14 protein-coding genes are annotated in these 14,701 nt (G+C 52.8%); 5 read left to right on the plus strand and 9 right to left on the minus strand.

Annotated features, from left to right (window positions below; translation table 11 throughout):
- Positions 1-71 precede the first annotated feature (71 nt).
- The 5 genes from NST08_RS17960 to NST08_RS17980 all read right to left on the minus strand — a co-directional run bounded on the left by NST08_RS17960 (position 72) and on the right by NST08_RS17980 (position 4,417).
- Positions 72-227 (minus strand): hypothetical protein, encoded by a 156-nt coding sequence (locus tag NST08_RS17960; RefSeq protein ID WP_186311147.1) that lies wholly within the window; start codon positions 225-227, stop codon positions 72-74.
- Between the two features lie 313 nt (positions 228-540).
- Positions 541-1,383: a DegV family protein gene (locus NST08_RS17965; protein WP_210095067.1), complete on the minus strand. Its 843-nt coding sequence runs from the start codon at positions 1,381-1,383 to the stop codon at positions 541-543.
- 182 nt (positions 1,384-1,565) lie between these two features.
- Positions 1,566-1,928 (minus strand): GIY-YIG nuclease family protein, encoded by a 363-nt coding sequence (locus NST08_RS17970; RefSeq protein WP_007128545.1) that lies wholly within the window; start codon positions 1,926-1,928, stop codon positions 1,566-1,568.
- Positions 1,929-2,072: 144 nt separating this feature from the next.
- The gene (locus tag NST08_RS17975; RefSeq protein WP_007128546.1) at positions 2,073-2,828 is read right to left on the minus strand and encodes a DUF2087 domain-containing protein; all 756 of its coding nucleotides are present in this window, start codon (positions 2,826-2,828) and stop codon (positions 2,073-2,075) included.
- A gap of 269 nt (positions 2,829-3,097) precedes the next feature.
- Positions 3,098-4,417 carry a sulfatase-like hydrolase/transferase gene (locus tag NST08_RS17980; RefSeq protein WP_210095069.1) on the minus strand — a complete coding sequence of 440 codons (1,320 nt, stop codon included), beginning with the start codon at positions 4,415-4,417 and terminating at the stop codon, positions 3,098-3,100.
- A gap of 156 nt (positions 4,418-4,573) precedes the next feature.
- On the opposite strand from NST08_RS17980, the gene NST08_RS17985 reads away from it, so the two are divergent.
- Together NST08_RS17985 and NST08_RS17990 are read left to right on the plus strand one after the other, a co-directional pair.
- Complete coding sequence (locus NST08_RS17985; protein ID WP_210095070.1) at positions 4,574-5,455, plus strand: AraC family transcriptional regulator; 882 nt, start codon at positions 4,574-4,576, stop codon at positions 5,453-5,455.
- A gap of 273 nt (positions 5,456-5,728) precedes the next feature.
- Positions 5,729-7,075 carry an MFS transporter gene (locus NST08_RS17990; protein ID WP_251537289.1) on the plus strand — a complete coding sequence of 449 codons (1,347 nt, stop codon included), beginning with the start codon at positions 5,729-5,731 and terminating at the stop codon, positions 7,073-7,075.
- Here the strand turns inward: NST08_RS17990 and NST08_RS17995 are convergent.
- From NST08_RS17995 to NST08_RS18010, 4 genes are all read right to left on the minus strand, one after another.
- The gene (locus NST08_RS17995) at positions 7,065-7,742 is read right to left on the minus strand and encodes a DUF4166 domain-containing protein (RefSeq protein WP_213616972.1); all 678 of its coding nucleotides are present in this window, start codon (positions 7,740-7,742) and stop codon (positions 7,065-7,067) included. The two genes, NST08_RS17990 and NST08_RS17995, sit on opposite strands and share 11 nt — an antisense overlap.
- Complete coding sequence (locus NST08_RS18000; RefSeq protein ID WP_251537287.1) at positions 7,726-8,688, minus strand: DoxX-like family protein; 963 nt, start codon at positions 8,686-8,688, stop codon at positions 7,726-7,728. The genes NST08_RS17995 and NST08_RS18000 overlap by 17 nt, the downstream gene beginning before the upstream one ends.
- A gap of 214 nt (positions 8,689-8,902) precedes the next feature.
- Positions 8,903-9,535 carry a response regulator transcription factor gene (locus NST08_RS18005; RefSeq protein ID WP_007128552.1) on the minus strand — a complete coding sequence of 211 codons (633 nt, stop codon included), beginning with the start codon at positions 9,533-9,535 and terminating at the stop codon, positions 8,903-8,905.
- Entirely contained in the window at positions 9,532-10,878 is a 1,347-nt protein-coding gene (locus tag NST08_RS18010; protein WP_341342117.1) for a sensor histidine kinase, read from the minus strand. The genes NST08_RS18005 and NST08_RS18010 overlap by 4 nt, the downstream gene beginning before the upstream one ends.
- A gap of 186 nt (positions 10,879-11,064) precedes the next feature.
- On the opposite strand from NST08_RS18010, the gene NST08_RS18015 reads away from it, so the two are divergent.
- From NST08_RS18015 to NST08_RS18025, 3 genes are read left to right on the plus strand one after another with little or no spacing between them, the layout of a single operon-like run.
- Positions 11,065-11,778, plus strand: a complete 714-nt coding sequence (locus tag NST08_RS18015; protein WP_213616974.1) for a polyphosphate polymerase domain-containing protein — start codon at positions 11,065-11,067, stop codon at positions 11,776-11,778.
- Between the two features lie 3 nt (positions 11,779-11,781).
- Positions 11,782-12,480, plus strand: a complete 699-nt coding sequence (locus NST08_RS18020) for a DUF4956 domain-containing protein (protein ID WP_341342118.1) — start codon at positions 11,782-11,784, stop codon at positions 12,478-12,480.
- Between the two features lie 18 nt (positions 12,481-12,498).
- Entirely contained in the window at positions 12,499-14,646 is a 2,148-nt protein-coding gene (locus NST08_RS18025) for a CotH kinase family protein (protein WP_341342119.1), read from the plus strand.
- Positions 14,647-14,701: the final 55 nt, after the last annotated feature.

Raw genomic sequence — 14,701 nt, forward strand, 5'->3', positions numbered from 1 at the left:
TTAGAGCCACCACCCTTTTTATAAACCTTGCTACGTATTTATTCGGCCCCGAAACTTCAATTTCCTTTTTCCTAACCGATCAGGTTCAGCTGCCTGGCCTGTTCCTCCGTCAAAATGAATTGTTCCGTGTCGGCGATTTTGTCGTCCTCATTTAGACCGAACATCAGCATAACGTCATCCCATATTTTCCGTTCCATCGCTTCGGCTTGCGTAATGATAATCTTCACAATGGGTCACTCCTCCCTGTTTCGCTCATTGATCGTCTTCTTCACATCCGGCTCAAACTTGGCCTATTACCTATACAACTTGTTCCACGGATTCGAATCTCTCGAAAGCCATTACCCATCCTAGTATGGATGCATGCTCGGCGTACGGATTCGAACCGCTGACAGCTTCCTGCAGGCGGTATCGCTCTTTCCATGTCAGAGGAAATCCGCCATATGCGCACTTTCGCATGAACAGCAGCAACAAACTGCGGCCGTGAAGCAGGAAAGAGCCTGCAGTTAACTTCTGCAGGCTCTACCAATAATATGTCAATGATTATGCAGGATAATGCCGAATCCAGGACATCGCGATCGTTCCTTCGCCGGCATGAACGCCGACGACCGGGATGAACGTCATGACTTCCGTCTTCACGCTCGGATGCGCGCCGCTGATTTCCTTCCGAAGCTCCTCCGCTTCCTCCTCGTTGTTCGCATGCATAATGCAGACCTTTTTAATCATTTGAATCTCATGCTTCAACGTCTCCAGCATTCGCTGTCTGGCCTTCTTGAACGTGCGGATCTTATCCTCCACAATCACTTTGCCCTCTTCGAACCGAAGCAACAGATGGATCCGGAGCAGATTGCTCAGAAGCAGCTGCGTCCCGGATACTCTGCCGCTGCTGTGCAGCCGGTGAAGACTGGCGGGGATCAGATAGAAGGACATATTATGGACCAAGGCCTGGATTTTCTCCTTGATCGTCTGTACGGTATCGCCCTGCTTGTGCCACTCAATGCCGGATCGTATCATCTCGCGGAGCGGAAAGGCTCCTGCTCTCGAATCTATTCCTACCACGGGTACCTCAGCTATTTCGGCAGCCTGGATCGACGAATGCAATGTCCCGCTCAGCTCGGACGAGCAATGGATCGCAATGACATCATCATATTTTCCCTTCAGGGATTCGTATAACTCGATGAATTCCCCGATCGGAGGCTGTGAGCTGCTGACTTTGGGTTCATCCTTCATTTTCTCGTAAAAGGCTTCAGCCGTCACATCAATGCCTTCCCGATACGTTTCTTGTCCAAGAATCAATCGCAAGGGCACAATATAGATATGATGGTCCCGGGCGAACGCGGGATCGATCGTGCTTGTGCTGTCGGTAACCCATGCTATGGATCTCATTATGTTGTTCACGTCTCGCTTTCGTATTTATGAAATAGTTATGGAAGCGATTTAAGCCGCTGAACCCATCATATCTCACCATAGCTGCGCATGCAAATGGAAGGAATATCTCCACTGTATTCGTATTTTTGCAAAATCGACATTCGCGGTTTTGCAGGATTGTCGTGGAATGGTCCCTATTCTTATCCGTTATTTTTAGGCGGCGGGTTGTATCCTTTTTCGCCAAACGGCTCAAGCTTCCGAATCCAATGCTCTTCCCGCTTATTCACCGCGTCCTTCATATCGAAGAAGACGCCCGGCTTAGGCTCGATCTGCTCCAAAATTTCAAATTCAAACGCATCCTCGCCAAATTCGTTCCACTCCTGCTGCAGCGTTTTGTTATAGCTGGTTCCCATCTGCAGTTCAAAGCGCTTGCCGTTCATCGTTTTCAAGTTCGGCGTGCCCGCGACAAACACCTTTCCATTCACCTTGTTCCGGATTTGGTAGACACCGGCGATGATCTTGATTTCCTTGTACATCTGCGTCAATTCCGCTCTACGGTTCATTGTTACCTTGCCTCCTCTTGTATTACTGCACTGCCTCTAACAACCCGGGCTCTAAGCTTCCCGATGCTACAGCCTTAGACCATAAGTACAAGCTGGCTGTTCGGCTCTTGATTGTTCCTGTTAACTGCCCACCAACGTGACCAGCTATGTCGTCAGCCAATATTCACTGCCATCATCCTTCCGGTCGATAAAGCCGTATTCGACCAAATAACGACGAATCGTAACGTAATCGGGATTATCGCGGCCGATCAAATCATTAACCTCCGTCTCAGTGTATACCCTGCCGGGCTCAAAGCGAGTCGCGATTTCCCGAAGCACGACATACTTCTGCTTCTCCCTAAGCTTGAAGGTCTTCAGCGGGCCTTGAGTTCCGTGCGGAAACACCTTTGCCAAAATCGCCTGCCGCTCCTCCTCCGTTACGTTATAGCGTTCATCGACCATTCGGGCTTGCTTCGGAATTTCCACGATCGCCGGCGCATGATTATCCTTCTCTTTAAGCAGCTCCATCATGGTCAACAGCACCTTCGACTGGCGTTCCTTCTCCTTCAGCGCAAACCGGTGATTTCGGATCGTGGACGCGCTGCCGATCCCCATCTCCTGCTGGACTTCCTTATCGCTCTTCCCTTGATAAAACAGCTGCAGCAGCCGGTTTTGATGCTCAGTCAGCCCTGTCAATTTTTTATCCAAGCCCGACAAATATTGAAATACCGAGCCATGCTCACGCTGAATGTGAACCTTCATGTATCGTTCAGCTTCATACAGCTTGTCATGATCGGGGTAAATGATCCCCTTCTCGACGGATTTACCGCATAACAGGCACATGAAGCCTGCCTCGTCCTCAACATAGCCCCGCTTCAATTCATCGACCGACGCATTCCAAAATCGTTCCGTATGATCCAATTCAACCACCACTTTTCATATATTGAGCATCATGTTAATCATATATTGATTATATAGACATTTTGTTATTATGTCTATTATTTCAACGAAATACAATGGATCAGCCTATATTGCCAGATCGGAGGATTTATACTTACCTTTGCCCCATTTCGCTCTATTAAAAAATATTCGGAAAATAAAACCTGCTGTCGTCAAAATTGAAAAAGCCCCGTTACCGGGGCTTCATTGCACGACCACTAGGACTTCATTGATACACTTTACAGCCAAGCTTATGATCTACTTGCTTCTACTTCCTCATACCAAGCTTGAACGTCCCGGCTTAGCCGCTCCACGATCTCAGGGTGAAGATCCGCCAGATTGGAGCGCTCCCCGGGATCCTTCGACAGATCGGACAGATGAACCTTATCCGGCACCAGGCGCTCGAAATCAAGCTTCCCGTTCAGCACCAGCTTCCAATCGCCTTCCCGAACGGCCAGTTGGCCTTGGTACTCCCAGAACAATTGCTTATGCGGCGACGGCTCGCCCATTAGCAGCATTTCCTTCAGGCTGCTTCCATCCAGCTCTGCGCCTTCAAGCGGTCCTGTCGCTGGATCGACGCCAGCCAGATCCAGAAAGGTCGGTACGATGTCCATCATAACTCCAACCTCATCGCGTACTTGTCCGCCTTCCAATCCGTTCGGCCAGCTCAGTATGGCAGGTTCACGGATTCCGCCCTCGAACAGGCTTGCTTTATGTCCCCGAAAGATTCCCGCGGTCCCGCCGTAATACACGTCTTCCGTTCCGTCGAGCCAGTTCCGGCTCTCGGAGGACGGTCCGTTATCGCTGGAGAAGAAGATGACCGTATTCTCGTAACAACCGGCAGCCTTCAGGGCCTTCACGATCTCCCCCACGCCGTCATCCACCGCGGCAATCATGGCAGCCATGACCTGCCGATCCCAAGGCAAATGAGCAAACCGGTCCATGTATTCCTTCGGGGCATGCATCGGATAGTGCGGCGCATTGTACGATACGAACAAAAAGAACGGATCCTCCTGCTCTCGAGATCGCTTGATGAAATCAACCGAACGTTCCGTGATCAATTCTGTCATATACCGGCCGTTCTCCCAAACCTCCGTTTCGTTTTCCCATAGATCATGCAGAGGATTGACGCCATGGCCTTGGCCCCAGTAAAAAATATGCGAGTAAAAATCGATGCAGCCCGCCTTAAATCCGAAAAACTCATCAAACCCATGCGCGTTCGGACTGGTTTCCTCGGATACGCCAAGATGCCATTTTCCATACAATGCCGTTCGATACCCCGCGGGCTTGAGCGCCTTCGCCAGTGTCACTTCGGTGGAGGGAAGTCCATCCAATCCGCGCTTTGCCCCCAGGATTTCGCCTACTCCCGCTCGGGCCGGATATTTACCTGTCAATAAAGAGGCTCTTGACGGAGAGCAGACCGGAGAGTTGGAATACCAATTCGTAAAACGAATGCCTTCACCCGCCAAACTATCCAGATTTGGGGTTGTCACAGTATCGGATCCATAACATCCAAGGTCCCCATAACCTAGATCATCACAATAAATAACGATAAAATTCGGTTGTTTCATGTCTCCATTCACCTCTACCATGCATGACTTGTACCTCATCATCGTAACCTTTGGCAGGACTGCGCGGAATGCTCAATTCTTGCAATCGTTATACAATATGTTGCATAGTTTGAAATAACAAAAGAAATGGCTGAGGCATAGCCGGCAGGAGGAACCATGACATTTAATAACCTTCACTCATCCAGAGAAGAATACTTTAACAACCCGGCTTCATTTGAAACTCAATTGGGTTTATGGATATACAAATCCGGTTCTCAACCCTTTTTCACTGAAAAAGTCGGTCCCCGGTCCGTCGAGTTCTATAGTATACATTTCGTTGCCAGCGGCAAGGTAAGATTCTGTTGGGACGGCAGCAGCGTCTCCCTCTCGGAAGGGGATCTGTTCTGCCTCTTCCCCGGTTCGGTCTATACGTACGTCAAGGATTGCGACCAGCCGTCTACCACGATCACCTGGACGGCTTTTATGGGCGAGCAAATGCCATCCATATTGAAGCATGTCGAGTTATGCGCGGAGCGGCCCTATCGTCAACATGCATTCGGGGACAACGCCTTGGCTGTCATCAAGGAGATTCAACGATTGCTCCGGCAGCCCCAGCTGGACCATAGCCTTCAGCTGATGTCGCTGGGCTTTCAATTGATCCACAGCATCGATCCGAACCGGCACCGGAACTCAGCCTCTTCTTCGGCTGCGTGCGACTGGCTTGAATCCATCCCCGGGTATATGCAGCTTCATTGCACGGAGAATTTGTCCGTGGAACAGCTCGCAGCTTGGGCCGGCGTTCATCGCAGTCATTTCACCCGAGCGTTTACCCGCAGGTACGGCATCTCCCCGTCCCGCTACATGCAGCAGTTGATCATGGAAAAAGCAACCCGCCTGTTATCCGCCGAGGGCACCAGCATTACGCATACCGCCTTATCCCTGGGATATTCGGATTTGTTTACCTTCTCCCGTGCCTTCACACGGTATTTCGGAATAACCCCGAGTGCTTTCATGAAGACACAACGCCTTTCATCTCCGGCACGAGAAGGGCATCCTTGATATAACGGCGATCCACTTGGATACTATCGAGATCTGCCTGGATACTATGCGATCCATCTGGATGCTATCGGGATTCATCTGATGTTCTTTAGACCTCCAGGCGGCCCGGATGGATTTTCGACACTGCCTTCCGTCAGCAGCGCCCTGAGCGGCTTCGCTTTTTACCATAATATGGGCACTGTTTTCTGACTCTCCTACAATCTCTTCTTCCTCCTATGAAGCGAACCTGCTAAAATATAGAGGTTGCTGCTGTCAAAATTAGGGGGTATCATCATGGGAATTATACAACGGTCAGCAAATGAGCTGCGAACCTGGCCGCGTAATATTAAGCTTTTTTTCCTCGCCAATGTGCTGTACCAGTTCGGTACAGGCATGTTCAGCGTGCTCTACAATCTGTACATACAAAGCCTCGGCTATAATGATTCCATGAACGGTACCGTAGTCAGCGTTCAATCCCTGGCTACCGCGCTGATGTTTATCCCGATCGGCTTGATCGGAGACCGCACCAGCCGCAAACGGATCCTGGTGCTCGGCGCTTTGCTCAGCGGTGCAGGATTGATCGCCCGCTCCCTCTTTGAAAGCGAATTCAGCTTAATGGGGCTGGCAATATACACCGGATTGTTCGCTTCGTTCTTCCAGGTGCTCGCCATTCCTTTTCTGGCGGAAAACACGCCGAAGCAGGCGCGCATGCGCATCTTCAGCATTCACGCCTCCCTAGTGCTTGCTTCCCAGGTGCTTGGCAGCATGGGAGGGGGATTCCTGGCCGATGCCCTGCAGGCGCTGGGCATGAACAAAGTCGGCAGCTTGAAGTTCGCACTGCTCATCGGGGGCGTTGCCACCTTCGCTGCCTTCGTTCCGCTGCTATTTACAACCGACAAGTGGGAATCACTCGAACCGCAGGAACCGCAGCCTGTCCATCCCGACCAGGAAACGGTACCGAAGCAGCAGCCGTCCTTCACGAAAGACAAGCCTTCACTGCAGCCTGCAGCGGCCGGTTCCGGTAAGACAGCACACCGCGAAGATTATAGAATCATCGGTCAATTCGCCTTGGCCCAGCTGCTGATCGGGCTGGGCTCGGGCCTCGTCGTGCCGTATCTGAATCTGTATTTCACGAATCGGTTCTCGGTATCGCTCTCGGCGGTCGGCATTCTGATCTCCCTGGGACAAGTGATGACGATCGTATCCATGCTGATCGGGCCTACGCTGGTTAACCGGGTCGGCGCCGTTCGGGCCGTCGTCTATTTCCAGGTCATGTCCCTGCCTTTCCTGGTGCTGACCGGCTTTACCAACATCCTGATCGTGGCGTCCATCGGATTCCTGTTCCGTCAAGCACTGATGAACGCGGCCAACCCGATCCAATCCTCCATTCTGATCGACCGGGTACCGGACGAGAAACGCGGAATCGCAAATTCCGTGACCCAGACGGCGTTCATGATGGGCTGGGCGACGATGGGCCCGGTGCAGTCCGCTTTGGTTACCACCTACGGCAGCTATTGGGGTTATGCGATCACCTTTTGCATCACCGGCACGCTTTACGTCTTCTCGTCGTTTCTGTATTACCGCATGTTCCGGGAGCCTAAGCGTAAGAAGGTGCCTGAATCCGCCGCGTCTACGCTCTAGCTTCTTCGCGCAGCGGCTTGACATGCGAAGGAACGCCGCTGCCCCGCGTCGATATGAATCGGGCCTGAAAGCTTCCGCGATAGCGGAAAACAGGCCCGAACAGCGGGTTAAACACATCCACCCGAATCCGGTAGGTTTGATGCCGGTCATCATACCATTCGCACACGTCGGCCGTTCCCGTGAGTCCCGCCGGAAAGCGAAACCCAAGCCACCCCTCGTAGAACCGCTGCTCGCCTGAGCGAATACATATTCCGCCATTACCGCTGACCGACACTTCAAGGTCTACCGCTAAATGCTGCTTGCTTCCCAGATAATCCACGATGCCGTTTCGCTCTTGGCTGTAAATCATCGTCGCGTCAAATCTTCTAATGCCCGATGGAAATTGAAAGCTTCTGCACCAAGTCACCGTCTCTCGTCCGTAACGATCCAAATAGGCGTAGTTCTCAATCCGAAACGGGATATGGAGTCCCCGTTCAGGGAACATAATGTGGCGCACCGTTCCGATGTAGAGCGGGAGCTTTGCCCAGCGGGCATACCAAATCTCATCCATAGTCCCTTCGCCGATCGAGGCCACCATATCCTTGCTGCCGAACCCGAACCTCTCCTGGATTTTGGGATGAAGCTTCCGAAATTCCCGGCCTAGCGCCTGCTCATAAATGGATATCATGGGCTCTCTCCTCCTTTTGCCGCACCTTGCTTGTCCTTGGAGTGCCCGGCTCCCGCAAGCATCGGGAAGCACTTGGCAAATCTGTCGAAGACCAGGAGGCAAGCAGACATAGAACGAGCATCGTGCCGCTCAGAAGCAGCGGATTGAACGGTGCTTTAAGCCAGGCAGGCTCCGGGATGAGCGCTCCCAGCATCAGTCCCGCCAGCAGGACGGACTCGAGCCTGTACCACCATCGGCTCTTATGAAATGTAAGGCTGATCAAGCCAATACATATCTCAAAAACGCCCAGCATTCCAAGGATTGCGCGTTCCTGACCGCTCCACCAGCCGATGTGCTGCAGCATCTCCAGCTCCCCGCCCTCCGGGAACAGCAGCTTCGGCACCAATCCTTCGTAGATCCACAGCAGTGCCAGCGTCAATACGCTGCAAGCATGGATCCATGTTTGCCGGATCGACACGGCAGGCGGAATGCTCCTCTCCAGCCACAGCCGCAGCACGTCAAAGCTCCAGGCTGCAGCCTTCCCGAACATCGGACGAAACACCAGCCGGTCAAACCAAGCGCCGATCAGGCCAAATCGTGTCTTGTAATCGTATTGGGTCGAGAAGGTTATGACCCCTCTCCCTCCATCCCGGTATCGCCAGTATCCGCTGCCTTCGCGGATCAAAGATATGTTCTGATCAGAGCCAAAACGCAGCACTGACATCCGATCCCCGTCTTCCCGTCGCGAAAACGCATGGGTCACCCCAATTCCGGTGATCGTAAGACCGAATCCGATTCGGGTCTTATATAGAAACCGCTGATGCTTGGAATCGCCTTTAGGCAAGTAATGGATGCTCGAGAACCGCACGTCCCACTGCTGATGCAGCTCCGGACGCTGCGTATGCTTCCACAGCGTATCGAGATCCGACTCGATATCAATCTCCACATAGATCGGCTTTCTCTTCATGCTCAGACTCCTCCATACCAGCTTCATTACCGGCGTAACAGCATTTTCGTTCACCGGGTATTCATGCATTCAGCATACAGCCGAATCCACTTTCCCGTTAGTTCCGACTTTCATAGAACCACAACCAAAAAAGGTACTACGTTTCGTAGTACCCCCCACAATAAATACGCTATGTTTTTGGCTCAAAACCTTGCACCGGGCGTTCGCCTAACCGCTAACGATCCTTTATGATCCCTTTTCGCCGCACCTTTTCAACGGCTTCTTTGCCGCTCTTTACGCCAAGCTTTTTCAGGATTTTATTAATTTGATTCTTTAACGTGCTTTCCGATTTGAACAGCTTATGCTCGATCTGCGCATGGGTGTACCCTTTCTCCATCAGCTCGAATACCTCCCGTTCCGCATGTGTTAAGCCCCGCAGCTGCTCCTCCCGCTTCAACCGGGAAAATTCCTTCAGCAGCGCCTCCATCGGACCGGCATGCAGCAAGGCACCGCGGATCGCCCCCGGCAGCTCCTTGAACCTCGCCTTTTCGATATATTGCACGGCTCCTGCCGTAAAGGCCTGTGTGATCGTCTGCTCGTCATCCATGGAGGTTAACATGATCACCTTGGCCTGCGGCCTGATTTCCAAAATGTCGGCGGCCGTGTAAATGCCGTCCAGCTGTCCCGGGGTGAGCTGTATGTCCATCAACACAACATCAAACGAAAGGACGCGTGCCATGGCGGCTGCCTGCTCCGGCGTCTGGGCGGCCCCCGCTACCAGCATGTCCTCCTGTCCGTTCAGAAAAACAGTCATCGCCTTGATCCAATCGGGATCGTCTTCAACCAGAAAAATTTGTATCGGGCTCATTCCTCTCCCCTTCCTGCCAGTCGTACCAACACCCGGCGGGGGAAATACAGGGACACTTCGGTTCCTTCCCCCTGGCGGCTCTCCAGGCCTATCGATCCCCCGCTTTTTATCATCACATGGTATGCGTAGGAAAGACCTAATCCGTAATTGCTTCGTCGATCCTTCTTGGTGCTGTAAAAAGGTTCAAATACCCGCGCCTGAAGCCCATCCGGAATACCGTTGCCATAATCCTTGACCGAGACCACCGCGCCCCGTCGTCCGGCATCGACCGTCAATTCGATCACCCCGGCCCCGGGTGTAGCCTCGACTGCATTTTGCAGCAGGTTGCCCGCCGCCTCGGTAACATGAACCGGATCGATCAGCAGCCACGGTCGCTGCCGGATGTGGAGCTTGACCTCAACCCCATGACTGCGCAGCATTTCGTGCTCGCGCTGCAAGAGCTCCTTGACCAGATGATCCAGCCGAACCGGCTGCGCCTTCAGGACGAGCTCCTTCGTTTGCTGCTGAATCCTCTCCGTCATGGCAAGGAGATGCTCCGACGCCTGTGTGATGATCCCGAGCTGCTCAAGCGCAGTCCCTTGGTTCGGCTGCAACATTTGCTTCACATTTTCCGTGCTCAGAGCGATTTTTCCGATTTCATTCTTGAGGGTGTGGTTCAGCAGGGAGGTTCCCGTCGAAACCGCCTGCATCGTACGGTCTATCGGATCCCGTTCAACCTTCAGCCGCATGCCGAGCACACCATACACGAACACGCAGATCAACCCGACGACGAACGAATATACGATCAGCAGCGATACATATTGAAAGAAATCATAACCGGGATACAAGAGGCTCCCGACATTAATCAGTAGCATCACGCCCAGCAGCGTAGGGACCATAATCATGGCCGTGATCAGCAGACTTCTGCGTCTGTTCGGATTCATTTCTTGTACATAGGCCCGAATTAATAAATAGCACGATATGAAATAGTACGGAGCTGTCCAGACAAGCAGCAGCCCGAAATCGATCCGATGCTCAGGAGAAACGATGACTTGGAGTACCGTTACAAGCGGGGGCAACAGCAGCCCGAGCTTGAAGTAGCGCAGCTTGACCGGATTGATCTGCTGCCGGGTGTACACGATGCAAAATACGAGCACCCCGTAAGGCGACATCGTATGATTGAAGCTTTGAATGATCGGCTCAAATGAAGCCGGTATAAAGCCGTCCGGCTCTAGGATTTCGGTTAAGCCGCCTACGCCTGAGCTGAATAAGAAGAAAGCCGCCCAGCGATTCACCTCTTGCCGCGGCTGGTTCGCCAGCAGCACGATTGCCGCGATCCATAAGGCCGCCACATAGTATAGCATTTCACATCGCCCTATCCTCTTTCATTTTCTAGTTTCATCCTACCATACCTGTTCGACAAATGGAGCACGCTTTACATCACGAAAACACTCAGTTTACATTCAGCTGGATTTAAGCCAGAAATCAGAAACGATTGATAGCATGGTTTCAGAAGCAAATAAGCGAACTGACAGAAATGAGGTGGAAGCATGAACAAAGGATTGAAATACCGGAATGAACTGAAGTTTTTTGTCAACATGCATCAATACCGGATCATCCGGCAGCGGTTGAACCATTTGATCCGTCACGATAACCATGCGGGACCGTCCGGAGAATACCATATTCGAAGCCTGTATTTCGACGATATCAATAATAAGGCGCTGCACGAGAAGCTGGCCGGCGTCCGGGACCGCGTAAAATACCGGATCCGCATCTATAACGTGAGGGACGACGTGATCCATTTTGAGAAAAAGATAAAGTTCCGCGACTACATCGCGAAGCTGAAAGAGCCCCTTACCCGGGAGATGACGGACCGGATTATGGCGGGGGATTACGAATGTCTGTACCAGCCGGACAAGCCTCTGATGATGGAGCTCTATCACGAGATGAAGCATAACCTGCTGCGCCCGAAGGTCATCGTCGATTATGTCCGTGAACCGTACGTATGCGCAAACGGCAATGTCCGGATCACGTTCGACAAGGAGCTGCGCACAGGGCTCCACTCGGTGGATCTGTTCAACCGGGAGCTGCTGCCGATCCAGGCTATTGATGAGAATCTGATTATTCTTGAAGTCAAGTATGACGAGTATATACCGGATTACATCAAGATTGCCCTGCAGCTGGAGGGACTTCAGCGCCAGTCCGCATCGAAATACGTTATTTGCCGAAAATTTTTAAAGTATAACGCTTGGGAGGATCAATAATTCATGAATGCAACGTCTAACGAAACGACCAACTTTTCTAATATTATCAAAAAATCCGTCCTCGAGAACTTCGCATCCGATATCAGCATCGCCAAAATATTGATTACGCTCGCCATCGCTTTTGTCATCGGATTGTTTATATATCTGCTGTATAAACGGGTATTCAGCGGGGTGCTCTATTCGAAGAGCTTCAACGTGTCCCTGATCGGAATGACCATGATTACGGCGGTTGTGATCATCGCCATCAACTCCAATCTCGTGCTCTCGCTCGGTATGGTCGGCGCGCTGTCCATCGTTCGTTTCCGGACCCCGATCAAAGACCCGACCGATTTGATCTTTCTGTTCTGGGCAGCTGTTGCAGGCATCGTAACCGGCGCAGGTTTCTATACGCTGGCGGCGATCGGTTCCGGGGTCGTAGGCCTCATTCTGTTCTTCTTCATAAAAAAAGCGTCAGTCGACACCCCCTATCTTCTTGTCGTCCATTGCCAAGACGAGCAGAGCGAGCAGGCGGTTCGCACTCGCATCGCCGAAGCGGTAAAACGTTACAATCTGAAGCAAAAAACCGTTTCAAACGGGAACATCGAGCTGACGGTGGAAGTCAGACTGAAGGATGCCGAGGGCGAATTCGTCAACAAGCTGTCCGGACTCCCCGGCGTCCATAACGCGGTCCTGATCAGCTACAGCGGCGATTATGTATCCTAAGACAGGTGGTGTCTTGATATGAGAACAAAATATGCCGCAGCTCCCCTGTCCCTTCTGCTGGCCTTGATGCTTCTCTTATCCGGCTGTCAGGATTGGCTGGCACCCGGTGCAAGCCAAGCAAATAAGGCGGAGGATGGGAGCCCAGCCGCGCAGGAGAGCGTGTCCACGGTGTTCCCGAAGGATCAGGTCATCGATGTGAAGATTACGATCGATGAAGCGGATTTTGCGGATATGATCGACAATGCTGAAGCGGAGGAGTATAAAGAGGCGTCGGTTGATTATAACGGGCAGAAGTTCGAACATGTCGGCATTCGGACCAAAGGCAACTTGAGCTTGCGGAGCGTGGTCAACTCCGACTCCGATCGTTATAGCTTCAAGCTGTCCTTCGATGAATATGTGAATCAAACGCTGGACGGGATCAGCAAAATCAATCTCAACAACAACTACAGCGACGCAACGTACATGAGAGAATTTCTCGCCTACGAGCTGGCGGCATCCGCTGGCCTGCCAACGCCTGGCTTCTCGTACGTCAATGTCTATATTAACGGCGAGCTTTGGGGATTCTACCTTGCCGTCGAGCAGATCGGCGATTCTTATCTGGAGCGCCACTTCGGGAATGCATACGGTGCCTTGTATAAGGGCGTCATGACCGGCGCCGGCAGCGATCTGACCTGGCTCGGTCAGGATCCGGATTCGTACACGGGCCTAGAAATGAAGTCCAAATCCTCCAATGACGACGTTCTGATCGACATGCTGGATGAGCTGAATAACGGTTCCGATTACGAGCAGGTTCTTGATGTGGACCAGGCGTTGAAGTATATCGCCCTAAATGTGGCCGCATCGAATATGGACAGCTATCTCGGCATGAACAAACAGAATTATTATTTATATGAGAATAAGGGGGTCTTCTCCATTCTCCCTTGGGACTACAACATGGCCTTTGGAGGGTTCGGCGGTTCCGGCATCCTGATCGACGAACCGACCCAAGGGGCCGTAGCCGAGCGGCCGCTCGTTGCGAAGCTTCTGGAGGTGGATGAATACAATGAGCGCTATCACGCCATCCTTCAGGACATGCTGGATGGATACCTCAAGCAGGAAACGTTCGCGAAGCGCGTGGAACAGCTCAAGGCGCTGATATCCGAGCACGTGCAGCAGGATCCGCGGCCTTTCTATACGTACGAGCAGTACGAGGAAGCCGTGCCTGCCCTGCTCACATTCGTCCAGCAATCAACGGAGAATATCCAGCAGCAGCTGGACGGCACGCTCCCTTCTTCCGGAGACGGCAGCGGCAGCGGTGGCGGCATGGGTCCCGGAGGCTTGGGCGGCATGCGCCAGGGCGGTGCGGGCGGCATGCGGCCGGGCGATGCAGATCCTGCAGGCAGCATGCCGCAGGGTGAAGCAGGTGCTGCTGGCGGTATCGGCGGTATGCCCGAGGATGCCGCTGGCACTGCAAACAGAGCCAGCGGTAATATGGAGCAGGATAATGCGGGGGCTGCTAAGAGCGATACTGGCCTGGGCGCTGCTGACGATACCAACGGCGGTATACCGCAGAATGGCCCGGGCGCTGCTGAAGGTGCCAACGGCGGACAGGACGTGACACCGCAAGTGGATCGCGGGATAACCGCTAACAGCTCCGGCAACACGGCGACAAACACGGTGGCCGATAGCGCAGCCGCAGCAAATCGCACGGCCGATAACAAGAACACCGTTCCCGCATCGCAGGCGCAGGCTGGTGAACAAACACCGGAGCTGTCGCAGCAGCAATCACAGCAAGAAGCCCAGCAGGAGTCCTCGCTGGTAACGCCACAGCAATCCCAACAAGGAGCTCAGCAACTTCAGCAGTCGCAGCAAGGAGCCCAGCAACCATTCCAACAGGACGCAGCTGCCCAAGGAGCGGTGCCCGGGAATGCGTCAGCCCCGGACACCAACGCTCAAACCGGGCAGCCGAATGCCAATCAGGAGCAGCAAACGAATCGCTTTGGCGAATTCGGCGGCGGGATGGGCGGCGGAATGCCGGGCGGCCGGGGCATGGGACTGCAGGATTGGAACAGCAGTCAAGACCAGGAGCAAGGGAATATGCAAGAGCTGGTCTATACCGTGATCTCCATCCTCCTTCTCATTGCGGCCTGTCTTATCGTTACGCTGTATAAACGCAAAAAGCTGTAACTCACATCTCATCAACACATAACAAGCTCCATTCATTCCAAAGCGAATGAATGGA

Origin of the sequence: Paenibacillus sp. FSL K6-1566 (genome assembly GCF_038050475.1) — a bacterium.
GTDB classification, from domain to species: domain Bacteria; phylum Bacillota; class Bacilli; order Paenibacillales; family Paenibacillaceae; genus Paenibacillus_AQ; species Paenibacillus_AQ lactis.